Raw genomic sequence first — 24,784 nt, 5'->3', positions numbered from 1 at the left:
CTCCGTTCCGAAAGCCCCCCGGTGTGGCGTTCGGTGCGTCAGACGCACCGAACGCCACATTGGGTGCGTCTGACGCAACCAACGCCACATTGGGGCGCTAGAGATCCAGCCCTGAGGTCAACGCCAGCTGCCGCACCTGATCCAGCGTGAGCGTCGGCTCGGGGCGCTGGGCCGGGAGGCTCACGCCCGCGCGCTCCAGCACCCCGCTGTTGTTCGACGAAAACTGCACGACCGCGTCCGGGGTGGCCAGTGCCACGCGGTGGGTCAAGACGTCGCCGGAGCGCAGCGTCGACAGCCACAACACGCCCTGAGGTGTCTGTTCCCGGCGGCAGAGGATCTCCCCCGGTTCTTCGCACGGCGGCCCGCCCGAGTTCGCGCTGGGCACGATCACGACGTACACCGAGCCGGAACCCCGCGCGTCGGTCACCCGGACCCCCAGGTGGAACAACGCGTCCCGCGGCGCGTCCCCGGCGGGGTCCGCGATCAGGTGGAACGGGTCCTCCGGCGGGACCTCCCCCGGGATCGTCAGGCGTGTGATCTGCGCATCCGGGTCGAGCATCGACCGGACGGCGTGGCCGATGACACAGCTCAACCGGTCGACCAGCGCCGAACGCGTGTCCGACGCCGACGGACACGGCCGTGCGGCCACCGGATCCCGGTGCGGCAGCACCACCACGGCCAGGCCCAGCGCGAGCACCACCACGGTGAGCGCCACCACGCCCGTGAGCAGGTGTTGCCGGCGCGATCGGCGGGCCGCCGAAAGCACGCCGTCTTCGGAGAGACCCAGCGGGGGCTCGCCTTCGGTCACGTAGGCCGTCAACGCGGTCCGGACGTCTTCCATCACCGCTCCTCCGCCGTCGGCGCGGGCAGGACCGCGCGCAGGGCTTCGACCCCGCGGGCCGTCTGGGACTTGACCGTGCCCTCGGCGACGCCGAGCAGCGAAGCGACCTCCGCCACCGGGAGGTCTTCGAGGAACCGCAGCACGACCATCGCGCGCTGCCGCGGCGTGAGATCGGCCAGCGCGCGTTCGACGTCGAGCCGTACGGGGGTGTCGCGGCCCGGCGGCGACTCCCGTTCCGGCACCACGGACGTCACGTACTCGCGGCCCGAGGTCCGCCGGCCGGCCAGGAACAGGTTCAGCAGGATGCGGCGCGCGTACGCGTCGACGGTGTCCGGGCGCACCCGCCGCCAGCGCCGGTACAGCTGCACGAACATGGCCTGGACCAGGTCTTCGGCCGCGTGCCAGTCACCGCAGAAGGCGAAGGCCACCCGGCGGAACCGCTGCACGCGCGCGGCGAAGTACTCGCTGAAATCGAGGTCTCTCGACGCCCCCACCCGGCCCTCCTTCGCACGTTCTCAGTGTTACTAGTGCGCGGAGGGCCGGGAAGGTTCAAGCGAAATCACATGTGCACGGCACCGGGGGCGGCTTCGCCCTTCGGAACGCCCGGGCGCAGCAGCAGGCCGCTGAGCACCGCACCCCCCGCGAAGATCACCGCGGCCCAGGTGAACGCCGTCGTGTAGCTCTCGATCGACGCCTCGGCCGCGAGCTGCGGCGTCGGGACCTTGCCCGCGAGGTACGACGTCGCCGCGTTACCGGCCAGCGTCGAGAGCAGCGCCGTGCCGATCGAGCCGCCGACCTGCTGCATCGTGTTGACCGCGGCCGACGCGACACCCGCGTCGCGCGCCTCGACGCCGAACGTCGCGACGCTCATCGCCGGCGCCATCGCCAGGCCGATGCCGAAGCCCATCACCAGCAGCGGGCCGAGCACGCCGGACGCGTACGTGCTGTCGAGACCGATGCCGCTCAGCCAGAACAGCCCGACCGCCGCGATGGCCATGCCCGTCGGCACCAGCGGACGCGGGCCGAAGCGGGGCAGCAGGACCGCCGTCGCCGTCGTGGCGGCCAGCATCAGCGTCGCGACCATCGGCAGGAACCCGAGGCCGCTCTGGATCGGTGTGAACTGCAGGTTCTGCTGCACGTAGAACGTCAGGAACAGGAAGATCGCGAACATGCCGATGGCCAGCAGGAACATCGCCAGGTACGAGCCGCCGCGGTTGCGGTCCAGCAGCACGCGCAGCGGGAGCAGCGGGTGCGAGACGCGCTGCTGCAGCCACACGAACACGCCCAGCAGCACGACGCCGGCCGCGAGGAAGCCCCACACCGAGACCGCCGACCACGAGTCCGACTCGGCGTTCGCGAAGCCGTAGACCAGCGCGAACAGACCGGCCGACGCGGTGACCGTGCCCGGCAGGTCGAGCTTCGGGCGCGGGCCGGCGTCCTTCTGGTTGCTCAGGAGGACGGAGCTGCCGACGAACGCGGCGACGGCGAAGATGATGTTCACGAACATGCACCAGCGCCAGTCGAGGTACTCGGTGAGCACGCCGCCGAGCAGCAGCCCGACCGCCGCGCCGCCACCGCCGATGGCGCCGAACACGCCGAACGCGCGGCCGCGTTCCTTCGGGTCGGTGAACGTCGTGGTGAGCAGCGAGAGCGCGGCCGGCGCGAGCAGCGCGCCGAACACGCCCTGCGCCGCGCGGGCGATCAGCAGCATTTCGATGTTGGTCGCCGCGCCTCCGAGCGCGGACACGGCGGCGAAGCCGGCCAGGCCGACGAGCAGGGCGTTCTTGCGGCCGAAGAGGTCCGCGAGCCGCCCGCCGAGCAGCAGCAGGCTGCCGAACGCGAGCGCGTAAGCCGTGACGACCCACTGGCGGGCGTCGTTGGAAAAGCCCAGGTCGACCTGGGCGGACGGCAGCGCGATGTTCACGACGGTCGCGTCCAGCACCACCATCAGCTGCGCCAGGCCGATCATCACCAGGATCAGCCACCGTCTGGCGTGGTGGGGGTTGTCGGCGGCGCGCGCGTCCCCCGACGGCGCGACGACGAGCGTGGATTCGGACATGGGTGTCCCCTCACTGGGAGTGATCAGGAAGCTATGTGGAGTAGGTATCTCCCCTTACGCGACCCAAGGTACACAAGAACCGGAGAAGGTGCCTCTACTTCATTGGTAGACTGGGACGCATGACACGGGACGCAGGTCCCGCCGCACCGGCGCGGCCGCTGCGGCGCGACGCCGAACTCAACCGCCGCCGCATCCTCGCGTCGGCCCGCGAAGTCTTCGGACGCCGGGGCCTCGAGGCCACGCTCGACGACATCGCCCACCACGCCGGTCTCGGCGTCGGCACGGTCTATCGCCGGTTCCCCAGCAAGGAACACCTGGTCGAGGCCATGTTCGCCGAGCGGATGGAGGAGATCGGCGACCTCGCCGAGAAAGCGCTGAAGGCCGAAGACGCCTGGCAGGCGTTCGTCGACTTCACCTGGAAGTCGATCGAACTCCACTCCGGCGACCGCGGGCTCCGCGAGATCATGCTGTCCAACAAGTTCGGCCACGAGCACGTCGCCGACGCGAAGGCCCGCATGGTGCCGTTGATCACAAGGCTCGTCGAACGGGCCCAGGAGGCGGGCGGCCTGCGGCCCGACTTCTCCCCGACCGACATCCCCCTGCTGCACATGATGGTCGGCTCGGCGATCGAGTTCACGTCCGCGGTGGAGCCGGACCTGTGGCGCCGCTGCCTCGCGATGCTCCTGGACGGGCTGCGCGCGCAGCCCGGCAAGCCGTCGGAGCTGCCACACCCGCCGCTCGACGTGGACGAAGTCGACGAAGCGATGTCCTGCTGGCGCCCCTGATGGGGTGATCGGCGCGGGATCCCGGCGCCGCCCTCCCGCCCGGACACTGCTGCCCGCGCGATCATGGCGACGGGGAGGTGCGCGGGTTGGCGTATTACAGCGTTCCGGCGATTCGACGGCTGCAGCTGGGCCGGGAGCTCAAGGCCTGGCGAGAAAAGGCGGGCCTGACGCTGGAACAGGCCGGCGGAGACCTCGACATCTCGAAGAGCACGCTGTCGAGGCTGGAGAAGGGGCAGGGGGCGATCCACCCGCTGCACGCCCGGGCGATGGCGGAGCTCTACCGCGTGCCCGAGGACGATCTGGCGGAGCTGGTCGAGATCGCGCGAGAGGCGCGGCGGCCCAACCAGAACCGGATCGAAGGGGTGTCGGTCAACAGCTATCCGGCGCTGGAGGCCGAGGCGGTCTCGGTGCGGAACTTCGAGCTGGCGTACGTGCCCGGGCTCCTGCAGACCGAGGAATACGCGAGTGCGCTGTTCGCGGACCTGGGCACCCGGAAACGCAACCACCAGCTCCACGTGCGAATGCGCCGCTGTGAGCGGCTGCGGGGCGAGAATCCGCTCAGCCTGGACGCGATCGTCGACGAAACCGCACTCGTGCGCCGGGTCGCCGAGCCGCACGTGCTGGTGTCCCAGGTGTTGCACATCCTCGAGCTGACCGAGCTGCCCCGGGTGCGGGTCCAGATCGTCCCGGCGGACATGGGGCCCCACGTCGGCCTGCGTGGCGCCTTCTCGATCCTCAGCTTTCCGGAAGACACGATCAGCGACCTCGGCTACGTTGACCACGCCGCCGGGAACCTGCAGCTGGTCAAGGGAACCCAGATTGCCCAGCTATCCAGGCAGTTCCGCACTCTTGCTAAGGTTGCTCTCGGCGAGAATGAGACCTGCGAGCGACTTCTCCGGCTCGCGGATCAGCTGAGCGCATAGGGGTGAGCTGTGGAAATGGCTTGGCGCAAGAGCAGCTACAGCGGCGGGGAAAACACCGCTTGCGTCGAAGTTGCCTTCACTCCACCCGCCGTGGCGGTGCGGGACTCGAAGGATCCCTCCGGCCCGCACTTCGCCGTCGACGCCTCTGCCTGGCGCGGCTTCCTCGGCACCGTCACCACCGCCGTCACTCGGACGGAATGATCGCCCACATGATCAGGTAGGCCACGAACTGCGGCCCGGGCAGCAGGCACGACAGCACGGCCAGCAGCCGCACCGTACTGGTCTTCATGCCCCATCGCTGGGCGAGACCCGCGCACACACCGCCGATCATGCGGCCGTAGCGGGGACGGGACAGCCGTCGGGTGGTGACCGGTGCGCTCATCGTCTTTCCCTTTCCTCGTGCTTCGGAGAACTTCCGATATCTCCACTTCACCACCGGAGTACCCGCTTCCGCATCGCTCGCGGGAAGGATCCTTCCCTTAGGGGACGGCAAAAGCGAAAATCGTTCGGCAGGCCCGGCGAAACCCGGGAAACCGGCGTGGAATCCGGTGACCAGCGCGTTCTCGTGACCGGGCGCGAAAAACAATGAGAGATGTCCCCGTCAGGGCTGGCTTTTCCGCTCGATGCGGTGATACTTGCACACCGTGTACCCGCGTCTGCAGTCCTTGGTCGTCGCCATGCTCTGCGCCCTGCTCGCCGCCGGGTGCGCGAAGACCCAGGCCGCTCCCGAACCGTCGTCCGGGCCGACGCCGCTGACCGCGTCGGCCGCGCTCGGGGACTTCGAGACCGTCGACTACTGCAGCCTGCTCGACGTGCCCGCCGTCGCACCCGGCGCGGTCGTCACCCCGACGTTCGAGAAGTGCCGGGCCGACGCCGGCGGGCGCACGATCCTCGTCGGGCCGCTGGCCTTCGACTCCGACCCGAACATCAAGCCCTACTCCTACGAGGGCGCCGTGCCCGACGGCGTCGCGGTGCAGCAGTCGATGTTCAACGACCAGAGCGCCTGCACCCGCGCGATCACCTTCGCCGACGGCAACCGGCTCGACCTCTCGGTCACCGACAGCGGCGCCGACCAGGCCGCCCGCTGCGGGGTCGCGGACGCGGCGGTCGGCTCGGTGCTGACCGCGGTCACCGCGAACAAGGTGCGGCGGCTGACGTTCCCGGAGCGCTCGTGGGGCCTCGTGGCGCCCTGCGCGATGCTGGACAGTCCCGACCTCGACGCCGTCGCGGGCGCCGGGAGCCGGCCGACGACCGGCTTGTCCGGGCACAGCTGCATCCGCGGCAAGGTGAGCCTCAAGCTGACGGTGCAAACCGACGAGCCGGCGACTCCCGCCGAGCCGGTGGGCGGGCGCGAGGCACGGGTCCGCGTGGCGGGCGCGTTCTGCCTGGTCGACACCACGCAGCCGGCACGGGGCCTGCCGGGCCGTCGCGAGCTGGCGGAGCTCAGCGTGGTGGAGACGGCGGGCACGGCCGGCGACGGCACGTGCGCGCTGGCTCGCACCGCGGCGAACGCGATCCTCCCGCGATTGCCCGTGGCGTAGCCCGGCACCTTTTCTCGAAACTTTTCTCCGGGGATTGTCGAACGGCGGCGAGCCGGTTCGTAGCCAAGGTGAGAGACCGGCAACGAGCGGTCGACCCGGAGGAAGGGGCCTGAGATGAAGCAGTACCTGCTGGCCGTCCAGCTCGACGAGAGCGCGCCGCCGGAGTCCGAAGCAGCCGTGCAGGCCCAGCTGGCCCGCACCGGCAAGGTCACCGACGAGATGAAGGCCGCCGGGGTGTGGGTGTTCGTCGGCGGCCTGCAGCACTCGGACGCTTCCACGGTCGTCCGCACGCCGGGTGGCACGACCACGCTCACCGACGGCCCGTTCGCCGAGACGAAGGAACAGCTCGGCGGGTTCTGGGTGATCGAGGCCGACGACCTCGACCAGGCGCTGATCTGGGCCGAGAAGTGCTCGCTGGCCTGCGAGCAGCCGATCGAAGTGCGTCCGTTCGACGACGGTTCGCGCCGGCGCTGATGGACCTCGACGGCGTCTACCGGGCGGAGTACGGCCGGTGCGTGGCCACGCTGACGCGCCTCCTCGGGGACATCGGGCTCGCCGAGGAAGCGGTGCAGGACGCGTTCGCGGTGGCCGTCACGAAGTGGGACGAAGCGCTGCCGCCGAACCCCGGCGCGTGGATCGTGACCACCGCCCGCAACCGGGCGATCGACCGCCTGCGCCGGGAGTCCACCCGCGAAGCCCGGCACGCGCAGGCGTTGCTGCTGCACCAATCCGACGAGCTGGAGGAGGTGGGACCTGTGCGCGACGACCAGCTCCGCCTGATCTTCACCTGCTGCCATCCCGCCCTCTCGCCGCTCGCGCGGACCGCGCTGACCCTGCGCCTGCTCGGCGGGCTCGAGGTGCCGGAGATCGCGCGCGCCTACCTCGTGCCGGAAGCGACCATCTCGCAGCGGATCGTCCGCGCGAAGAAGAAGATCCGCGACGCCGGCATCCCCTACCGGGTGCCGGACGCCGCCGAGCTCCCCGGCCGGCTGGCCTCGGTGCTCACCGTGCTGTACCTGATCTTCAACGAGGGCTACGCGTCGACGTCCGGGGAGCTGCTGCGGACGGACCTGTGCGCCGACGCCGTCCGCCTGGCGCGGGCGCTCGCCGAGCTGATGCCGGACGAGCCGGAGGTGCTCGGGCTGCTGGCGCTGCTCCTGCTCACCGAAGCCCGGCGGCCCGCCCGCGTGAGCCCCTCGGGTGAGCTGGTGGTGCTCGCGGAGCAGGACCGGTCGCGGTGGAACCGGGAGCTGATCGCCGAGGGGCACGCGCTGGTGCGGCGGTGCCTGCTCCGCAACCGGCCGGGGCCGTACCAGCTGCAGGCGGCGATCAACGCCGTGCACACCGACGGGCCGTCGACCGACTGGACGCAGGTGCTGGCGCTCTACGACCAGCTGCTGGCGCAGAACCCGTCGCCGGTCGTCGCGCTCAACCGCGCGGTCGCCGTCGCCGAGGTGCACGGCCCGGCGCTGGCGCTGGCCACCATCGAACACCTGGACCTGCCGGGCTACCACCTGCTGCCCGCCACCCGGGCCGACTTCCTCACCCGGCTCGGCCGGACCGCCGAAGCGGTCGCCGCCTACGACGAGGCGATCGCCTTGGCCGGCAACGAAACCGAACGCACCTTCCTGGAGGCTCGGCGAGCACGCCTGGCTTCGGCAAATCACTGAAAAGGAGATTTCACCATGACCGCGATCTACACGTTCGACGTCTTCTGCAGCCTCGACGGCTTCGGCGACCACCACGGCGACTGGGGCGGCTACTGGGGCAAGCAGGGCCCCGAGCTGCTCGCGCACCGCCTCGCCCAGTACGAGCAGGAGCAGCGGATCGTCTTCGGCGCCACCACGTTCCGGATGACCGCCGAGATGCTGAGCGCCGTTCCCGAGGACGACCTCGACCCGTGGGTGGCGCGGCTGCACAACCTGCCGGCCACCGTGGTGTCGAACACCCTCGAAGACCCGCTCGGCTGGCCGGACGCGACCATCCTGAGCGGCGACGCCGTCGACGTCGTGGCCCGGCTCAAGAAGGAATCCGACGTGCCGCTGCGCTCGCACGGCAGCCTGGCGATGAACCGCGCGCTGCTGGCCGCCGGCATGGTCGACCGCGTCCAGGTGACGCTCTACCCGGTCATCACCGGCAAGACCGGCGAGGGGCCCATCTTCGCCGGCGCGGAGGACTTCGACCTCGAGCTCCTCGAGACCCGGACGCTCGACGGCAACATCCAGGAGCTTGTCTACCGCCCGACCCTGCACCCCTGAAAGCCGTGAATGGCACATCGAGGGACTTGAAGTCCCTCGATGTGCCATTCACGGACCTGCGGCTCAGTCCTCGTAGGTGAGGTTCTTGCCGTTGGACGGGTCGAACAGCTTGATCTTGTCCGCGTCGTACCAGATCTCGAGGTCCGAGTTCTCCTTCGCGGACGACTCCGCCGACAGGCGGGCCACGATCTGGGACTCCGAACCCGGGACGTCGGCCGAACCGCTGTCCGCGGCCAGCTCGGCGAGTTCGGCGGAGGTCGCCGTCTCGCCTTCGAGCGTGAAGTGGGCGAACTTCTCCGAACCCATCGACTCGAGGACGTCGATGTGCGCGGTGAACGTGCCGCCGCCCGTCTTCTGCCCGGCCTCGACCAGCGCCGCGTCCTCGAAGTGCTCCGGCCGGATGCCGACCAGCACCTCGCGGGGCGCGCCCGCCTTCTCCACCAGCCGCCGGACCCGGTCGGTGAGCGGCGTGGTGCCCAGCGGGCTGTGCAGCTCGTTGTTCTCCAGCGTGGCCGGCACGAAGTTCATCGACGGCGAGCCGATGAACCCCGCGACGAACAGGTTGGCCGGGTTGTCGTAGAGGAACTGCGGCGAGCCGATCTGCTGCACGAAACCGCCGCGCAGCACCACGACCCGGTCGCCCAGGGTCATGGCTTCGGTCTGGTCGTGCGTGACGTACAGCGTCGTCGTGCCGAGCTGCTTCTGGATCTTCGACACCGACGTCCGCATCTGGCCGCGGAGCTTGGCGTCCAGGTTGGACAGTGGCTCGTCCATCAGGAACGCCTTCGGGTTCCGGACGATCGCCCGGCCCATCGCGACGCGCTGCCGCTGGCCACCGGAGAGGTTGGCCGGCTTGCGGTCCAGGTGCGCGTTGAGGTCGAGGATGGACGCGGCTTCCTCCACCTTCGCCCGCACCGTCTTGTCGTCGACCTTCGCCAGCCGCAGCGGGAACGCCATGTTCTCCCGGACGCTCATGTGCGGGTAGAGCGCGTAGGACTGGAACACCATCGCGATGTCCCGGTCCTTCGGAGCCTTCTCGTTGACGCGCTTGCCGTCGATGCGCAGCTCGCCGGAGGAGATGTCCTCCAGGCCCGCCACCATGTTCAGCGTCGTCGACTTCCCGCAGCCGGACGGGCCGACCAGGATGATGAACTCGCCGTCGGCGATGGTGATGTCCACTTCGGACACCGCGAGCGCGCCGTCGGGGTACTTCTTCGACACCTTGTCGAGGACGATTTCAGCCATGACTACCCCTTCACCGCACCGGAGGTCAGCCCCGCCACGATGCGACGCTGGAAGAACAACACGAACACAATGATCGGGATGGTGATGACGACCGCGGCCGCGCTCACCTGTCCCGTCGGGTCCTCGAACTGCGAGGACCCGGTGAAGAACGACAGCGCCGCCGGCACCGTGCGCGACGCCGTGGTCGACGTCAGCGAGATGGCGAACAGGAAGTCGTTCCAGCAGAAGATGAACACCAGGATCGCGGTGGTGAACACACCCGGCGCGGCCAGCGGCGCGATCACCTTCCGGAACGCCTGGGCCGGCGTCGCGCCATCCATCTTCGCCGCTTTTTCCAGCTCCCACGGGATTTCCCGGAAGAACGCCGAAAGCGTGTAGATCGACAGCGGCAGGGCGAACGTGATGTACGGCAGGATCAGGCCGGGCCAGGTGTCGAACAGCCCGAGGTTCCGCTCGATGTTGAACAGCGGAGTCACCAGCGACACCTGCGGGAACATCGCGATCAGCAGCGAAAGCCCGACCAGCAGCTGCTTGCCGGGGAACTCCAGCCGCGCGATCGCGTACGCGGCCATCGTGCCCAGCACCACCGCGATCACCGTCGAGATGATCGCGATGCCGATCGAGTTGACCAGCGCCAGCAGGAACTCCGACGTCTGGAAGATGTCCGCGTAGTTCTGCCAGGTCCACGACTGCGGGATGAACGACCCGTCGGTCAGCGTGTCCTTGGTCTTGAACGACAGCGAGACGACCCAGAGCACCGGCACCAGCGCGAACACCAGCACGAGGATGTCGACCAGGCCCCACCTGACTTTGCGGCCCGTCGTGACGGTTCCCATCACCATCAGCGCTTACCCCCGTCGTCCGAACCCGGTGCGGCCGTGCCGAACACCTTGATGAAGATGAAGGCGATGATCGCCACGGTGATGAAGATCAGCACCGCCATCGTCGACCCGATCCCGAGGTTGAGCCCCTTGACCAGGTTGTCGTAGGTCTGCATCGACACCGACCCGGTGTCCTGCGCACCACCGGTGAGCACGTAGATGTTGTCGAAGATCCGGAACGCGTCGAGCGTGCGGAACAGCAGCGCCACCAGGATCGCCGGCTTCATCACCGGCAGCATCACCTTCGTGAACCGCTGCCACGCGCTCGCGCCGTCCATCGCCGCGGCCTTGAGCAGGTCGTCCGGCACCAGCGCGAGGCCGGCCATCAGCAGCAGCGCCATGAACGGCGTGGTCTTCCACACCTCGGCGCCGATGATGATGAACATCGACGGCCACTGGTCGGTCAGCGGCGCCGCGTCCGCGGCCAGCCAGTTCGCCAGGTAGCCGGTCTTCGGCGTCCACGCGTAGTACCACGAGAACGCCGCGACGACCGTGACGATGCCGTACGGGATCAAGGCGACCGTGCGGACCAGGCCGCGCCCGACGAGCGTCCGGTGCATGACCAGCGCCAGCGCCATGCCGAGCACGAACTCGATCGCCACCGACACCACGGTCAGGAACATCGTGGTGCCGAACGCCGTCCACCAGTACGAGTTGGACAGCACGGCCCCGTAGTTGTCGAAGCCGACGAACTCCTGCTGCGCGGGGAACCGCAGGTCGTACCGCTGCAGCGACAGCCAGATCGAGTAGACGATCGGGTAGCCGGTGACCGCGATCATCACGAAGAACGCGGGCGCGCACAGCCAGAGCCCGAGCTTCCGCTCGGCCTTCTTCCCTTCGGACAGGGCGGGTTTGCCCTTCTTGCGGGACGTCGCCTCCTCGGCGACCGTGGCCCCGGAAGTGTCCGCCGGGCTCGAGTCCTGGACGGTCACGGGATCACTCCCTTCGACTGGAGCGCGTCGTTGAGCTGCTCGCGCAGCTTGTCCGCGGTGGCCTTCGGATCGATTTCGGCCGGCGGTGACAGGACCTTCGACATCACCGTCGACATGTTCTGGTACGCCGGGGTCAGCGGCCGGACGGCGGCGTCCTTCAGCGCGTCCAGGATGGAGTCGCGCATCGGGTACTTGATCGCCATGTTCGGGTTGTCGTCACCCGCCGGCTTCGACGGGTCGAGCGGCGTGTCGTTGTGGTACACCGATTCGATGGTCGGCGGCACACCGTCGTTGATCGCCGAGAACTTCTGGTTCTCCGCACTCCGCAGGCACAACGCCGCTTCGTACGCCTCCGGCTTGTGCTCCGACAACGAGCTGATCGCGAGGTCGTACCCGCCGATGGTGGTCTTGGCCGGCGTACCGGCCTGCGCCTCGGGGTAGACGGCCCACTTCATGTGCTGGACATCCGACGCCTTGTCCTTCGCGTAGGAGGCGTAGACGAACGGCCAGTTCAGTTCGAACGCGGCGTCACCGCGCTGGAACGTCTGCCGGACGTCGTCCTCCTTCGAGTTGGTCAGCGACGGGTCGGTGATCCCCGACGCGGTGATCTGCTTCAGCAGCGCCAGTGCCTTGACCGCGCCGTCGTCCATCACCACGGACTTGCCGTCGTCGGACAGGATGTGGCCGCCCATCGACTCCACGAGCGTGTTGTAGAAGACGACCAGGCCTTCGTACTGCGCGCCGGTGAAGACGATGCTGTACGGCTTGCCCTGCGCCTTCAGCTCCTTCGACTTCTGGATCATCTCGTCCCACGTCTTGGGTGGGGTCGGGGTGATCCGGTCGTCGTACCAGAGCAGCTGGATGTTCGTGTTCTTCGGGGCCGCGTAGAGCTTCCCGTTGTAGGTCGCCGTTTCCAGCGGCCCGTCCAGGACGCCTTCGGAGGCCGCGGCCTTGTTCTGGTCCTTCCACTCCTCGATCCACCCGGCTTCGGCGAACTCCGAAACCCAGGTCACGTCGAGGCCCAGGACGTCCATCGCGGTGTCACCCGCGGCGAGCCGCCTGGCCATCTGCAGCCGCTGGTCGTCCGACCCGCGCTGCAGCTTGTTGTAGACGATTTCGTAGCGACCGCCGGCCGCCTGGTTGCAGTTGTCGACGACTTTCTGGAAGCTGTCTTCGGGCGCGTAGTAGACGTTGATCTTCAGTCCGCCACCCGAACCGCAACCGGCCAGCATGCCGGTCACCAAAGCCCCTGCCCCCAGCAGGACCGCGGTACGGCCGGGCGATCGCCCCCGTTTGCCCGCGCCGATCCTCTTCCCCATAAGGCCTCCTCACCCGCGTGCACGCCGGATACCGCGGTGCCCGGTGGGCACCACAGCGCGATGAGGCGAACCGCGCCAGCACCCCGACGTGCTAGTGCTCGGGCCGCCACGCTGGCAAGGCGGGGCCGCCCGACTGGTGTCGGACAACTTATGCCGGGCGATCACACCCCGCAAGCAGTATCGGTAACGATTCAGCCCACCGCAGACTGAACCGTGATTTTCCCCTGGTATTGGCCGGGTTTTCCAGGGTTTCCCTCAGATGTTGGCCGACGGCGGCTTGAGCGCCAGCTTGGCCAGCAGCTCCCGGGCCCGCTCGGCCGAGCGTGGCTGGCACAGGACGTCGTAGCGGCCGGCGACGAGCTGGCTCGCCGAGGAGAAGTCCCGCCGCCCGCGCGACATGCTGTACCCGATGGCGGCGAACATCAGCCCGGAGAGCACGCCGAGCACGAGCCCGGTGAGCAGCTGCAACGCGAAGCCCTGGTTGACGAACAGCCCGAGCAGCAGCCCGGCGAACAGGCCGAACCAGGCGCCGGAGACGGCCCCGGTGCCGAGCACGCGTCCCCAGCTCAGCTTCCCGATGACGCGTTCGACGAGCATCAGGTCCACGCCGACGATCGTGACGTCGCTGACGGAGAACTCGCTGTCCGCGAGGAAGTCGACGGCCTGCTGCGCCTCGCCGTAGGTCGCGTACGACCCGATCGGCCAGCCGGTCGGCGGGGTCGGCAAGCGTGGCAGGTTCCCGGGTGCCCGGTTCCCGCCGAAGGGACTACTCACCATCATCACCTGCGCACTCGTGGGTCTCGGGCGTCCATCTTGTCAAGAACGCCCGGACCGTGCGAGCCGCTTACCCCGAAAGGCCGGAGCCAGTGGTCGCGCCCGCTCCCGGCGAGGCCCGGGTTCAGCCGCCGGCTCCCGCCGCCACCGGTCCCCACCCCGCTCACCCCCGGCACCTCGCCCGGGCCGCGGGTCGGGCTTCGCGAACGCAGTGAATGACTCATTCCTGGCGCCAGACGCCAGGAATGAGTCATTCACTGCACCGGCAACCGGTCACCATGTCGACAAGTCGCTTCGCACTTTCCCTGATTAAGTTACGTCTGCGGGGCCTCCAGACGTCACTTTCGCCGGGAAAGATGCGTCCGCAGGCCCTCCGGACGCATCTTTCCCGGCGAAAGTGGCGGCCTCAGGAACGGGACTTGTACTCGCGCAGCAGGCCGCGGCTGATGATGGTCTTCTGGATCTCGCTCGTCCCCTCGCCGATCAGCAGGAACGGCGCCTCCCGCATCAGGCGCTCGATCTCGTACTCCTTCGAGTAGCCGTACCCGCCGTGGATCCGGAACGAGTCCTGCGTGACCTCCGCGCAGTACTCCGACGCGATCAGCTTCGCCATCCCGGCTTCGACGTCGTTGCGCTCGCCCGAGTCCTTCAACCGCGCCGCGTTCACCATCATCAGGTGGGCCGCCTCGACCTTCGTCGCCATCTCGGCCAGCTTGAACGCCACCGCCTGGTGCTCCGCGATCGCCTTGCCGAACGTCTTGCGCTGCTGGGCGTACTCCACCGCCAGCTCGAACGCCCGGATCGCGATGCCGCACGCCCGCGCCGCCACGTTCACGCGGCCGACCTCGACACCGTCCATCATGTACGCGAAGCCCTTGCCCGGCGCCTCGCCGAGCACCATGTCCGCGCCGATCTTGTAGCCGTCGAAGACCGCTTCGGTCGTGTCGACGCCCTTGTAGCCCATCTTGTCGATCTTGCCGGGGATGGTGAGACCGGGCGCCACCTCGCCGAAGCCTTCGGGCTTCTCGACGAGGAACGTCGTCAGGTTCTGATGTGCCTTCTCCGCGCCTTCGTCCGTCTTGACGAGCAGCGCGATCAGGTTCGACGAACCGCCGTTCGTCAGCCACATCTTCGAGCCGTCGATGACGTAGCCGTCATCGGTCTTCTTCGCCTTGGTCTTGATCGCGGCGACGTCCGAACCGAGGTCCGGCTCCGACATCGAGAAGGAGCCGCGCACCTCGCCGGTCGCCATCCGCGGGAGGAAGTGCTGCTTCTGCGCTTCCGTGCCGTGGCGGGAGATCATGTGCGCCACGATGAAGTGGGTGTTGATCACGCCGGACACGCTCATCCAGCCTCGCGCGATCTCCTCGACGACGAGCGCGTAGGTCAGCAGCGACTCGCCGAGCCCGCCGTACTCCTCCGGGATGGTGATCCCGAACAGGCCCATCTCCTTCATGCCCTCGACGATGTCCGCCGGGTACGTGTCGGCGTGCTCGAGCTCCTGCGCGTGCGGGATGACCTCCTTGTCCACGAACGAGCGGACGGTCGCGAGGATCTCCGACTGCACGTCGGTCAGGCCGGCGGTCTGGGCGAGACGGGCCATCACGGCTCCCTTTCCAATTGCGACGCCGGCTCCCGGCGCTGGGTTACCGGTGAGTATGACCCGAAAGCCACCACCCTGCTATGAGGGCGCTCACGCTCACCCCGGTCGCGGTAGCCGGATCTCCCGGGGCCGGGCGCCGCCGAACGGCTAACGTGGGCTTCCAGCACGCATCGAGGGGACCCGCCATGACCGACCCGTCCGGGGACAAGGACCGTCCGGCCGATCCGACGGTGTCGTACGACCCGCCGCCCACCGCGGAGCCGGCGCCGTACACACCGGAGAACTACGACCCGCCGGCGGCCGACAGCACGGTCGCCGACACGACGACCGCGAACACCGCGGCCGCCGACACCACGATCGCCGACGCCCCGGCCGCGCCCGCTCCGGAGCAGCCCGGGCACCTGCCGCCCGGCGCGTTCGAGGCTCCCGCCGCGCACATCCCCGGCACGCCGTACGTCCCGCCGGGCCAGCCGCAACCGACGTACGCCTACCAGTACCAGCAGCCGTACGCGCAGCCCTACGGCCAGCCGTACGGCGGCCCGGCGCCCTACGTCCAGCCGCCGTACGTCCCCGTCGCGCGCCGACCGGACAACGCGCTGGCGATCGGCGCGCTGGTGTGCTCGATCCTCGGGTTGTGCTCCGGCATCACCGCGATCGCCGGGCTGGTCATGGGTCACATCGCGCTGAGCAAGACGGACCGCGGCGAAGCGGGCGGCCGCGGCCTGGCCACGGCCGCCGTGATCGTGGGCTACGTCGTGATCGCGCTGTGGATCGGCTTCTTCACCACCCTGATCATCCTGAGCGCGAACGGCCAGCTGAACTAGCGCGGTGTACGTGGCCCTCGACCGGGTTCCGAGCAGGCGGCGCGGCCCTGGACCGCCGGAGTGGCGGCCCGGACGTCTTGAATGACTCATTCATGTCCTCGGACGAGGTGAATGAGTCATTCACGACACCGCGACCACGCCTCGAACCGGTGAACCCCAACGGCCGGCTGAGCTAGTCGGCGGGCAGCACCGCGTCGCCGGGGCTGCGCGGCGACGGCGTCGCGTGGCCGTTCGCCGCCGGCTTGGCCTCCACGGCTTCGGGTTCCTGGAGTTCCGGCCGGGCCTCGGGCGCGGGAGCGGGAGCCGCGGGCTTCGGCGTCTGCGCGTCGAGGAACCGCAGCAGCTCCACCGGGAACGGCAGCACCAGCGTCGAGTTCTTCTCCGACGACACCTGCACGACGGTCTCGAGCAGCCGCAGCTGCAACGCCGCCGGGGTGTCGGCCATCTGCGCGGCGGCCTGCGAAAGCTTGTACGACGCCTGCAGCTCACCGTCGGCCGAGATGACGCGCGCGCGCCGTTCCCGCTCCGCCTCGGCCTGGCGCGACATCGAGCGCTTCATCGCCTCCGGCAGCGCCACGTCCTTGATCTCGACGCGGTCGATGTGGATGCCCCAGTCCAGCGCCGGGCTGTCGATCATCAGCTCCAGGCCTTCGTTGAGGCGTTCGCGGTTGGAGAGCAGGTCGTCGAGGTCGCTCTTGCCGATGATCGAGCGCAGTGACGTCTGCGCGACCTGGCCGACCGCCGCCCGGTAGTCCTGGACGTTGACCGCCGCGATCACCGGGTCGATGACCTTGAAGTAGACGACCGCGTCGACCCGGACGGTGACGTTGTCGCGGGTGATGCCGTCCTGGGCGGGGACCGGCATGGTCACGATCTGCATGTTGACCTTCTGCATCCGGTCCACGAACGGCACCAGCAGCGTCAGGCCGGGTTCCGAGACCCGGGCCCGCACCCGGCCGAACCGGAAGACCAGCCCTCGCTCGTACTGCCTGACGACGCGCACACCGGCCGCGAGCCAGGCTCCGCCCGCGACGACTACGGCGCTGAGGATCTCCACCACCATGGCTGCTCCCGGGGTTGCGTTTTCCCCTGAAAACCCAGCGTACGCCCGTGCCGACCAGGACGAAACGCGCTGGACGAGGCCACCAGACTGGGGTGGTGACCGATCTCCGCGTCCCGCCGCTGTTCGCCGGCCGGGCACCCCGGGTGCTGGGCCCGGAGGCCGCTGGCTGGGTGGCCGCCCTGCCGGACCTCGCCGCCGCGTACGCCCGCGAGTGGGGCCTGACGTTCGAGGGCGAGGCGATGCACGGCTACGTCGGCGTCGTGCAGCCCGCGCGGCTCGCCGACGGCACGCCGGTGGTGCTGAAACTCGGCTGGCGCGACGAAGAATCCGCCGACGAGCCGCTCGCCCTGGCCGCCTGGGCCGGCCGGGGTGCGGTGCTGCTGCTGGAGTCCGCGCCCGCGGACGGCGTCCTGCTGCTGGAGCGGCTCGACGCCGCGCGCACGCTCGACGACCTCCCGCTGCGCGAAGCCGTCCCGCTCCTGGGCGAGCTGGCTCGGCGCCTCGCCGTGCCCGCTCCGCCGGAGCTGGCCAGGAGCGTGCGCGCCGAAGCCGAACGCCTCGCCGTCGAGCTGCCCCGCCGGTGGGCCGAGCTCGGCGAGCCGTTCGACCGGCGGCTCGTCGACGACGCCGTCGCGGTCTGCCGCGAACTCGGGCCGTCCGCGGGCGGGCTGCTGGTGAACGAGGACCTGCACTTCCAGAACGTCCTGGCCGGCACGCGGGAGCCGTGGCTGGTCATCGACCCGAAGCCGCTGTCCGGCGACCTCGAGTGGGGCGTCATCCCGCTGTTCTGGAACCGCTTCACCGAGTCCACACTGGACGAACGGTTCGCGCTGATCGTCGCCTCCCACGAGCTCGACGCCGGTCGCGCCCGCGCGTGGACGCTCGTGCGAGCGGTGCAGAACTGGATCTGGATGCTCGAAGACCTCGAAGCGTTCGAAGCGGACAGCGACGACCCGGCTTTCATCACTGTGCCGGAAATCGCTACGTGGGCAGCCAGCCGATAGTGTCAGCGGCATGGCCGCGGTCAACAGGGTTTTCGCAGCTCAGCTGTCCGGGTTGCCGGTGTTCGGACCGGACGGCGAGTCCATCGGCCGGGTCCGCGACCTGGTCGCCGGCCTGCGGCTGGACGCGCAGCCACCCCGCATCCTCGGCCTGGTCGTCGAACTGACGACGCGGCGGCGGGTCTTCGTGCCGATGCTGCGCGTCACCTCGATCGAACCGACCGCCGTGACGCTCGCCACCGGCTCGGTCAACATGCGCCAGTTCAACCAGCGCCCCAACGAGGTCCTGGTGCTCGGCCAGCTGCTCGACGCGCACGCGTCGCTGGCCGGGTCCGGCACGCGGATCACCGTCGTCGACGCCGCGATGGAGCCCACCCGCACCCGCGACTGGGTGCTGGCCAAGCTCGCCATCCGCGAGCGGCGCGTCGGGCTGGGGCGCCGCCGGGCGGCCATGCAGGTGCTGCCCTGGTCGGAGGTGGCCGGGCTGGGGCTGGCCGACCTCGGCGCCCAGCCCCAGGGCGCCGGCCAGCTGCTCATGCTCTTCGACACGATGCGCCCGGCCGACATCGCCGCCACCGTGCGCGACCTGCCGCTCAAGCGCCGCCACGAGGTCGCCGACGCGATGGACGACGAACGCCTCGCCGACGTCATCGAAGAGCTGCCGGACGACGACCAGAAGGAGCTGCTGGCCTACCTGGCCGAGGAGCGCGCGGCCGACGTCCTCGAGGCGATGAACCCCGACGACGCGGCCGACCTGCTGGCCGAGCTGGCCCCGGCCGAGCAGAGCCGGCTGCTGGAGCTGATGGAGCCGGAGGAGTCCGCGCCGGTCCGGCGGCTGCTGGAGTACTCGTCCGACACCGCGGGCGGCCTGATGACCCCGGAGCCGGTGGTGCTCACGCCGGACACGACGATCGCCGAAGCGCTCGCGCACATCCGCAACGCCGAGCTGCCGCCGGCGCTGGCCAGCATGGTGTTCGTGTGCCGGCCGCCGACCGCGACGCCGACCGGGCGCTACGTCGGCGTCGTCCACTTCCAGCGGCTGCTGCGGGAGCCGCCCGCCGAGCTGGTGGCCAGCGCGGTGGACACCGGGCTGCCGCCGCTGAAACCGGGCGCGTCGCTGGCCGAGGTCACGCGCTACTTCGCGGCCTACAACCTGACCTGCGGGCCGGTCATCGACGCGGAGGACCACCTGATCGGCGCGGTGACCGTCGACGACGTCCTCGACCACCTGCTGCCCGAAGACTGGCGCGAGACCGGACTGCACGACACCTTGGAGGAAGACCGTGCCTGAGCTGACTTCGGGACGGCGGCTCGACCAGCCCCGCGGCCAGAACCGGTTCAGGCTGAACATCGACCCGGACACCTTCGGCCGGCTGTCCGAACGGCTGGCGCGGTTCCTCGGCACCGGGAAGTACCTGTTCTGGCAGACGCTGCTGGTCATCGTCTGGGTCGTGCTGAACATCACGGCGGTTTCGCTGCAGTGGGACCCCTACCCGTTCATCCTGCTCAACCTGGCGTTTTCGACACAGGCGGCGTATGCGGCGCCGCTGATCCTGCTCGCGCAGAACCGGCAGGACGACCGCGACCGCGTCTCGCTGGAGGAGGACCGGAACCGGGCCCTGCAGACGAAAGCCGACACCGAGTACCTGGCGCGGGAGCTGGCGGCGCTGCGGCTGGCGGTCGGCGAGGTGGCGACGCGCGACTACCTGCGCAGTGAGCTGGACCGGCTCCGGGAGGACCTCGACGTCCAGCCGCGGAAGGCCAAACCGAACCGCACTCCTACCGGCTCGTAACATGGACGGGGTGACCAGCACTCAGCAGCTCCCCAGCGTCGATGACGTCCGCAGCGCGCTGAAGAGCGTGCAAGATCCCGAGATCCACAAACCCATCACGGACCTGGGGATGGTGAAGGACGTCGTCGTCGGCGAAGACGGTGTCGTCACCGTCGGGATCTACCTGACGGTGGCCGGCTGCCCCCTGAAGGCGACGCTGACCAACGACACGAAGGAAGCCGTCGCGAAGCTCCCCGGAGTCGCCGACGTGCGCGTCGAGCTGGACGTCATGAGTGACGAACAGCGCTCCGAGCTGCGGAAGTCGCTGCGTGGGGACGCCGCGGAGCCGGTCATCCCGTTCGCGCAGCCGGGCTCGATGACGCGGGTGTACTGCGTCGCGTCCGGCAAGGGCGGCGTCGGCAAGTCGTCGGTCACGGTGAACCTGGCCGCGGCGATGGCCGAGCGGGGTTTGTCGGTCGGCGTCGTGGACGCGGACATCTACGGCCACTCGATCCCCCGCATGCTGGGCACGCGCGAGAAGCCGACCAAGGTCGACACGATGATCATGCCGCCGCAGGCGCACGGCGTGAAGGTGATCTCGATCGGCATGTTCACCCCGGGCAACACGCCGGTGGTGTGGCGCGGGCCGATGCTGCACCGCGCGCTGCAGCAGTTCCTGGCCGACGTCTTCTGGGGCGACCTGGACATCCTGCTGCTGGACCTGCCGCCGGGCACCGGCGACATCGCGATCTCGGTGGCCCAGCTGATCCCGAACGCGGAGATCCTGGTCGTCACGACGCCGCAGCAGGCCGCGGCGGAGGTGGCCGAGCGGGCCGGCGCGATCGCGCTGCAGACGCGTCAGCGCGTCGCCGGGGTCATCGAGAACATGTCGTGGCTGGAGCAGGAAGACGGCTCCCGCCTGGAGATCTTCGGCTCGGGCGGCGGGCAGACGGTGGCCGAGTCGCTGACGAAGTCGATCGGCTCCGAGGTGCCGCTGCTGGGCCAGGTGCCGCTGGACCCGCGCCTGCGCGAGCAGGGCGACGCGGGGACGCCGCTGGTGCTGACCGCACCGGACGCGCCGGCGGCCGTGGTGTTGAAGGAGATGGCGAAGAAGCTGACGGTCCGGGCGCGCGGCCTGGCCGGGATGATGCTGAACGTCACCCCGGCCGGCCGCTGAGCTTTCTTAGGAGCAGCGCCAGACGTACGCGGTCGAGTGCTGCTTCGCGGCGTCGTAGCGGAAGCCGCCCGCGGTGCCGTCGTCGCCGATGACGACGGGCAGGTCGGCCTTGAGGTCACCGAACTTCGAGACGAAGGTGCCCTGGTTCCAGACGCCGTAGCCGGTGCCCGCCGCGTCGTCGCCGCCGTTCGCCTCGTCGAGCCGGCCGAGGATCAGGCCGGCGGCGTTGATCGTGAAGCCCGGGTTGCCGTTGGAGAGGTTGTAGCTGGACTTCGGCAGGACGTGGGCCGCGTGCTGCTGGTCCCAGTAGACGCCGACCTTCTTGCCGTTGTAGACGCCGTAGCCGACGACGCGGCCGTTCTTGATGGCCTCGGGCCAGGCGAACTCGAGGCCCGGCAGGGTACCCAGACGGGTCAGCGTGCCGTCGCGCCAGATGTCCCCGCTGTTGAGCACGATCGAGCCGTCCGTGTCGACGCCGGCGATGCCCGACGGCAGGCCGGTCAGCAGCGTCACGGTCTCCGGCGAGCCGGCGGGCCAGCGGACCGGGACCTGGCCCGTGCCGTTCTGCTTGCGCACGACGCCGATGACGTCGCCGGAGTCGGTGATGCCGAGAGCGGACGACTTCGTGTAGCCCGCGGGCAGCTGGCTCGAGGTCGGGAAGGGCAGCTGCACCAGAGTGCCGCCGGAGCTCTTGAAGGCCTTCTCGAAGTCGAAGCCGGCTCCGAAGATCGCGTAGCGCGCGGTCCCGGCGACGGCACCCGACCGGTTCTCCGCCGTCACGGCGGCGCCGTAGGTCCCGGCCGTGCCGAGGTCGGTGAAGGCCCCGCCGGTCCAGGAAGCGGCGCGCCGGGTTTCGCCGAACTCGTCGGTCGGGAGCGTCCAGCCGGCGAAGTTCCCCTTGTCATCGGTCGCCGTCACCCTCGCGCTCACGGAGGTACCGGCGCCCAGGGCGGTGGGCTTCCAGGTGCACGCGGCTTCGGTGGCGGCGGAGGCTGTCTGCCCCGATCCCAGCAGGCCCAGCGCGAGCAGCGCGCAGCTCAGCGATCTGAGTTTCATGTTGTCTCCCCTTCGTGTGCGGGCGGCGGACAGCCGCCCCCACTCGAACGTAGGAGTGAAACGATCATGTGGTCGTGGGGCATGAAGGGGACTAGGGAAATCCCCGGAGACGGCGCGCGAACGGGTGTTTCACCCGTTTCTCTCCCCCATCGCCGGCAGCTGTGCGCGGGTATCCGCGGGTCTGCGCGGCTATCTCGCGGGTGCCCGCAGCTGTCCTCGACGCGGCAGAAAGCAGCCCCCGCCCTCTCCGGGGGTCCGGCCCCGCACCCAGTTTATCGGGGGTGGCAGACGGAAACGCGAAAATGACCGAGCAGCGGCCGACTTGTCCACATCACGGCCGGGCTGGGGACAACCGTCGGCGCTACGTGGCGTCCGGGTCGATCGGCGGGCGCTCCCCCGGCTTGAGCGGCTCCGGCTGCTTGGTCTGGCCGGCCAAATAGCCGTTCGAGCCGTTGGTCCCGTTCGTCCCGTTGGAGCCGCTCAGGTTCGGGCTGCCGTTGGTGATGCCCTTCAGGCCGAGCGGGTCCGCGTCGCCGTCGAACAGGTGCTGCGTCACCACGCGTTTCGGGTCGAAGTTGCGCAGCCCGCGCAGGTCTTCGAGCGGCTTGCGGAGCTGGTCGAACTCCGGGCCCATCTCCTCGCGGAGCTGTTCGCGCGCACCGGTCGCGAAGTCGCGGACCTTCTTCACGCTCTTCGCCATCCACGACGCCGCTTCGGGAAGCCGTTCCGGGCCGAGGATGAAAAGACCGGCGATGATGAGGACGAGGATTTCCCCCCATCCGACACTGTCGAACACCGTCTACCTCCGCTCGGAAACTACCCGCTCAGGGTACCCGTCCCGGCCCGCGCTCCGGCAGGCCGAACGCGGGAACTCAGTCGGAAGCCAGGGTTACGTCGACGACGAAGCTCGCGCCGTCGCGGACCAGTTGCACCGGGACGACCTCGCCGACGTCGTGGGCCCGCACCGCGACCGTCATCTCGGCGGAGTCCCGCACCAGGCGGCCGCCGATCTTCGTGATGACGTCGCCCTCCTTGATGCCGGCGTTCGCGGCCGGGCCGCCGGGCGCGACGTTCTTCACCTGGGCGCCCATGGTGGACGAGCCGGCGACGGTCGACGAGGCGTTGATGCCGATGTCGGCGTGCTGGACCTTGCCGTCCTTGATCAGTGCCTTCGCGATCTTGACCGCGTAGTCGCTGGGGATGGCGAAGCCGATGCCGATGCTGCCGCCGTCCGCGCCGGAGGAGCGGATCGAGGAGTTGATGCCGACGAGCGCGCCGGTGGCGTCGACGAGCGCGCCACCGGAGTTGCCGTGGTTGATGGCGGCGTCGGTCTGGATGGCTTCGTACGTGACCGGCGGGGCGCCACTGTCGCCGCCCGCGGTGATCGGCCGGTTGAGGGCGCTGACGATGCCGGCGGTCACGGAGTTCTGCAGCGCGAGCGGCGAGCCGATGGCCATCACGGTGTCGCCGACCTGCAGGTCCGAGGACTTGCCGATCTGCAGCACGGTCGGGTTGGTGACGTTGACCTTGACGACGGCGAGGTCGGTCTTCTGGTCGGAGCCGACGAGCTTGGCTTCGGTGCGGGTGCCGTCGATGAAGATGGCGGTGATCTTGACGCCCGGGTCGGCGCTCGCGGAGGAGATCACGTGCTCGTTGGTGAGGATGTAGCCCTGCGGGTCGATCATGACGCCGGAGCCCTGCTCACCGGAGTCGGCACCGGGCTTGAAGACCTCGAGCGAGACGACGGCGGGCGCGACGCGCTTGGCGATTTCCGCGACCGAGCCGGCCGGGCGTTCCTTGGCGGCCTCGGCTTCCGAGATGGTGGCGGAGCCGGTGAGCTCGCTGCCGGTGTCGGCGACCCACCAGCCGACGAGCCCGCCGACGGCGCCGACGAGCAGCGCGACCACGCCGAGGAAGGCGAGCGCCTTCGGCTGCACGCGCCGTCCGAAGAGCACCTCGGGCAGGCTGAGCAGGGCGCCGGGTGGGCGTTTGGCGGGCTTTTCCTCGTCTTCGGCGGGCACCGCGGGCCCGGCGAGAACGGCCCCGGCGCCCGGGTCACGCCAGGGATCGCTGGTGCTGTTCCACAGGGGCGGCTCTTGTTCTTTCGGTTCACCGGTGGCTTCCCGCGGCCGTTCGAGCAGCACACCTTCGGCCCCGGGCGGCCGCCGGAAGGCCTCGGCGAGCGACTCGGGAGCGGGCGGCGCGAGCCGGACACCGTTGGACTTCTGGGGGGAGTAGAGCTGGTCGAACGCGCCATCGACCCCGCTGGGCCGCCCGAAGACGGCGGCCTGAGCCGGATCGACGGCCGGCCGCGCGAGCGGCCGCGGACCCAGCCGGTCGGCATCACGCGCGCCGGGCTGCTCGGGATTCACGTTCGGCTCGGTCATCATTCCCCGGTGCAGAAGATCAGGTGGCTGGGCGTGACGATACCCAAGCCCAGTGCTCCGAGTCTGCCGGTACGCCAGTGAAATGGCTGTTGCTTGGGTGGGTTGTCCCCAGGGGTCGGGCAATGTGGACAAACGGCGGCTTCAGCGGCTGATCAGGCGTTTCCGTCGGAGGGCGGCGATAGACTGGACTCGGGGTCGCCCCCCTGGGAAGGGTGGGGGCTGCTTTCCGGGCTGGGACTGGGGCTGAGCAGGGGCGGCTGGCCCGAGGCTGTGGAGGCGTCTGCTGGGGGCCGACGCAGGGGCTGGTTGCGGCGCTGAGATGCCGTGAATGACTCATTCACGG

General features: G+C 69.7%; 26 protein-coding genes. 12 read left to right on the top strand and 14 right to left on the bottom strand.

The window, feature by feature from the left end; translation table 11 throughout:
* Positions 1 to 97: 97 nt before the first annotated feature.
* The 3 genes from ACZ4TR_RS41105 to ACZ4TR_RS41095 form a co-directional block, all read right to left on the bottom strand.
* Positions 98 to 841, bottom strand: a complete 744-nt coding sequence (locus ACZ4TR_RS41105; RefSeq protein WP_465293531.1) for a hypothetical protein — start codon at positions 839 to 841, stop codon at positions 98 to 100.
* A complete protein-coding gene (locus ACZ4TR_RS41100) occupies positions 841 to 1,335 on the bottom strand; it encodes a SigE family RNA polymerase sigma factor (RefSeq protein ID WP_364523723.1) in 495 nt (164 codons plus the stop codon). Before ACZ4TR_RS41100 ends, ACZ4TR_RS41105 begins: the two co-directional genes overlap by 1 nt.
* A gap of 65 nt (positions 1,336 to 1,400) precedes the next feature.
* A complete protein-coding gene (locus ACZ4TR_RS41095; protein WP_465293530.1) occupies positions 1,401 to 2,900 on the bottom strand; it encodes an MFS transporter in 1,500 nt (499 codons plus the stop codon).
* Positions 2,901 to 3,019: 119 nt separating this feature from the next.
* Here ACZ4TR_RS41095 and ACZ4TR_RS41090 point away from each other — a divergent pair, with 119 nt between their 5' ends.
* From ACZ4TR_RS41090 to ACZ4TR_RS41080, 3 genes are all read left to right on the top strand, one after another.
* Complete coding sequence (locus ACZ4TR_RS41090) at positions 3,020 to 3,685, top strand: TetR/AcrR family transcriptional regulator (RefSeq protein ID WP_364523719.1); 666 nt, start codon at positions 3,020 to 3,022, stop codon at positions 3,683 to 3,685.
* An 86-nt stretch (positions 3,686 to 3,771) separates the two neighbouring features.
* Positions 3,772 to 4,608, top strand: a complete 837-nt coding sequence (locus ACZ4TR_RS41085) for a helix-turn-helix domain-containing protein (protein WP_465293529.1) — start codon at positions 3,772 to 3,774, stop codon at positions 4,606 to 4,608.
* Between the two features lie 15 nt (positions 4,609 to 4,623).
* Positions 4,624 to 4,809: a DUF397 domain-containing protein gene (locus ACZ4TR_RS41080; protein ID WP_465293528.1), complete on the top strand. Its 186-nt coding sequence runs from the start codon at positions 4,624 to 4,626 to the stop codon at positions 4,807 to 4,809.
* Here the strand turns inward: ACZ4TR_RS41080 and ACZ4TR_RS41075 are convergent.
* Positions 4,793 to 4,990: a PspC domain-containing protein gene (locus ACZ4TR_RS41075; protein WP_284747428.1), complete on the bottom strand. Its 198-nt coding sequence runs from the start codon at positions 4,988 to 4,990 to the stop codon at positions 4,793 to 4,795. The genes ACZ4TR_RS41080 and ACZ4TR_RS41075 overlap by 17 nt on opposite strands.
* 262 nt (positions 4,991 to 5,252) lie before the next feature.
* Here ACZ4TR_RS41075 and ACZ4TR_RS41070 point away from each other — a divergent pair, with 262 nt between their 5' ends.
* From ACZ4TR_RS41070 to ACZ4TR_RS41055, 4 genes are all read left to right on the top strand, one after another.
* The gene (locus ACZ4TR_RS41070) at positions 5,253 to 6,149 is read left to right on the top strand and encodes a hypothetical protein (protein ID WP_465293527.1); all 897 of its coding nucleotides are present in this window, start codon (positions 5,253 to 5,255) and stop codon (positions 6,147 to 6,149) included.
* Between the two features lie 114 nt (positions 6,150 to 6,263).
* Positions 6,264 to 6,623, top strand: coding sequence for a YciI family protein (locus tag ACZ4TR_RS41065; RefSeq protein ID WP_465293526.1), 360 nt, complete (start codon positions 6,264 to 6,266; stop codon positions 6,621 to 6,623).
* Positions 6,623 to 7,819, top strand: a complete 1,197-nt coding sequence (locus tag ACZ4TR_RS41060; RefSeq protein WP_465293525.1) for an RNA polymerase sigma factor — start codon at positions 6,623 to 6,625, stop codon at positions 7,817 to 7,819. The genes ACZ4TR_RS41065 and ACZ4TR_RS41060 overlap by 1 nt, the downstream gene beginning before the upstream one ends.
* 15 nt (positions 7,820 to 7,834) lie before the next feature.
* On the top strand, positions 7,835 to 8,407 hold the full coding sequence (locus ACZ4TR_RS41055) for a dihydrofolate reductase family protein (RefSeq protein ID WP_465293524.1): 573 nt from the start codon (positions 7,835 to 7,837) through the stop codon (positions 8,405 to 8,407).
* A 63-nt stretch (positions 8,408 to 8,470) separates the two neighbouring features.
* Here the strand turns inward: ACZ4TR_RS41055 and ACZ4TR_RS41050 are convergent, their stop codons facing one another.
* The 6 genes from ACZ4TR_RS41050 to ACZ4TR_RS41025 form a co-directional block, all read right to left on the bottom strand.
* Positions 8,471 to 9,652, bottom strand: coding sequence for an ABC transporter ATP-binding protein (locus ACZ4TR_RS41050; protein ID WP_465293523.1), 1,182 nt, complete (start codon positions 9,650 to 9,652; stop codon positions 8,471 to 8,473).
* A 2-nt stretch (positions 9,653 to 9,654) separates the two neighbouring features.
* Positions 9,655 to 10,494: a carbohydrate ABC transporter permease gene (locus ACZ4TR_RS41045; protein WP_364523706.1), complete on the bottom strand. Its 840-nt coding sequence runs from the start codon at positions 10,492 to 10,494 to the stop codon at positions 9,655 to 9,657.
* The gene (locus tag ACZ4TR_RS41040; protein WP_465293522.1) at positions 10,494 to 11,465 is read right to left on the bottom strand and encodes a carbohydrate ABC transporter permease; all 972 of its coding nucleotides are present in this window, start codon (positions 11,463 to 11,465) and stop codon (positions 10,494 to 10,496) included. Before ACZ4TR_RS41040 ends, ACZ4TR_RS41045 begins: the two co-directional genes overlap by 1 nt.
* The gene (locus tag ACZ4TR_RS41035; protein ID WP_465293521.1) at positions 11,462 to 12,784 is read right to left on the bottom strand and encodes an ABC transporter substrate-binding protein; all 1,323 of its coding nucleotides are present in this window, start codon (positions 12,782 to 12,784) and stop codon (positions 11,462 to 11,464) included. The genes ACZ4TR_RS41040 and ACZ4TR_RS41035 overlap by 4 nt, the downstream gene beginning before the upstream one ends.
* Before the next feature lie 255 nt (positions 12,785 to 13,039).
* Complete coding sequence (locus ACZ4TR_RS41030; RefSeq protein ID WP_364523700.1) at positions 13,040 to 13,564, bottom strand: YflT domain-containing protein; 525 nt, start codon at positions 13,562 to 13,564, stop codon at positions 13,040 to 13,042.
* A gap of 400 nt (positions 13,565 to 13,964) precedes the next feature.
* Positions 13,965 to 15,161 (bottom strand): acyl-CoA dehydrogenase family protein, encoded by a 1,197-nt coding sequence (locus ACZ4TR_RS41025; RefSeq protein WP_364526122.1) that lies wholly within the window; start codon positions 15,159 to 15,161, stop codon positions 13,965 to 13,967.
* A gap of 185 nt (positions 15,162 to 15,346) precedes the next feature.
* Here ACZ4TR_RS41025 and ACZ4TR_RS41020 point away from each other — a divergent pair, with 185 nt between their 5' ends.
* Positions 15,347 to 15,985, top strand: coding sequence for a DUF4190 domain-containing protein (locus ACZ4TR_RS41020; RefSeq protein ID WP_465293520.1), 639 nt, complete (start codon positions 15,347 to 15,349; stop codon positions 15,983 to 15,985).
* Between the two features lie 172 nt (positions 15,986 to 16,157).
* Here the strand turns inward: ACZ4TR_RS41020 and ACZ4TR_RS41015 are convergent, their stop codons facing one another.
* Positions 16,158 to 17,048 (bottom strand): slipin family protein, encoded by an 891-nt coding sequence (locus tag ACZ4TR_RS41015; protein WP_364526118.1) that lies wholly within the window; start codon positions 17,046 to 17,048, stop codon positions 16,158 to 16,160.
* A 92-nt stretch (positions 17,049 to 17,140) separates the two neighbouring features.
* Between ACZ4TR_RS41015 and ACZ4TR_RS41010 the strand changes: the two genes are divergently transcribed.
* The 4 genes from ACZ4TR_RS41010 to ACZ4TR_RS40995 are packed head-to-tail and all read left to right on the top strand — an operon-like array spanning position 17,141 to position 20,998.
* On the top strand, positions 17,141 to 18,052 hold the full coding sequence (locus ACZ4TR_RS41010; protein WP_465293519.1) for an aminoglycoside phosphotransferase family protein: 912 nt from the start codon (positions 17,141 to 17,143) through the stop codon (positions 18,050 to 18,052).
* A 10-nt stretch (positions 18,053 to 18,062) separates the two neighbouring features.
* Positions 18,063 to 19,340, top strand: coding sequence for a magnesium transporter MgtE N-terminal domain-containing protein (locus tag ACZ4TR_RS41005; protein ID WP_364526114.1), 1,278 nt, complete (start codon positions 18,063 to 18,065; stop codon positions 19,338 to 19,340).
* Entirely contained in the window at positions 19,333 to 19,842 is a 510-nt protein-coding gene (locus ACZ4TR_RS41000) for a DUF1003 domain-containing protein (RefSeq protein ID WP_364526112.1), read from the top strand. Before ACZ4TR_RS41005 ends, ACZ4TR_RS41000 begins: the two co-directional genes overlap by 8 nt.
* Positions 19,843 to 19,852: 10 nt before the next feature.
* Positions 19,853 to 20,998: an Mrp/NBP35 family ATP-binding protein gene (locus tag ACZ4TR_RS40995; RefSeq protein ID WP_465293518.1), complete on the top strand. Its 1,146-nt coding sequence runs from the start codon at positions 19,853 to 19,855 to the stop codon at positions 20,996 to 20,998.
* A gap of 6 nt (positions 20,999 to 21,004) precedes the next feature.
* Here ACZ4TR_RS40995 and ACZ4TR_RS40990 read toward each other — a convergent pair whose 3' ends face one another.
* The 3 genes from ACZ4TR_RS40990 to ACZ4TR_RS40980 form a co-directional block, all read right to left on the bottom strand.
* Positions 21,005 to 22,054: a hypothetical protein gene (locus tag ACZ4TR_RS40990; RefSeq protein ID WP_465293517.1), complete on the bottom strand. Its 1,050-nt coding sequence runs from the start codon at positions 22,052 to 22,054 to the stop codon at positions 21,005 to 21,007.
* 361 nt (positions 22,055 to 22,415) lie between these two features.
* Entirely contained in the window at positions 22,416 to 22,850 is a 435-nt protein-coding gene (gene tatB, locus ACZ4TR_RS40985) for a Sec-independent protein translocase protein TatB (protein ID WP_465293516.1), read from the bottom strand.
* A 76-nt stretch (positions 22,851 to 22,926) separates the two neighbouring features.
* On the bottom strand, positions 22,927 to 24,444 hold the full coding sequence (locus ACZ4TR_RS40980) for a S1C family serine protease (RefSeq protein WP_364526104.1): 1,518 nt from the start codon (positions 24,442 to 24,444) through the stop codon (positions 22,927 to 22,929).
* Positions 24,445 to 24,784 lie beyond the last annotated feature (340 nt).

This window comes from Amycolatopsis sp. NPDC028719, from assembly GCF_055565395.1.
The sequence above is the reverse complement of the archived record's forward strand: the minus strand, read 5'-3'. Positions and strand labels throughout refer to the sequence as shown.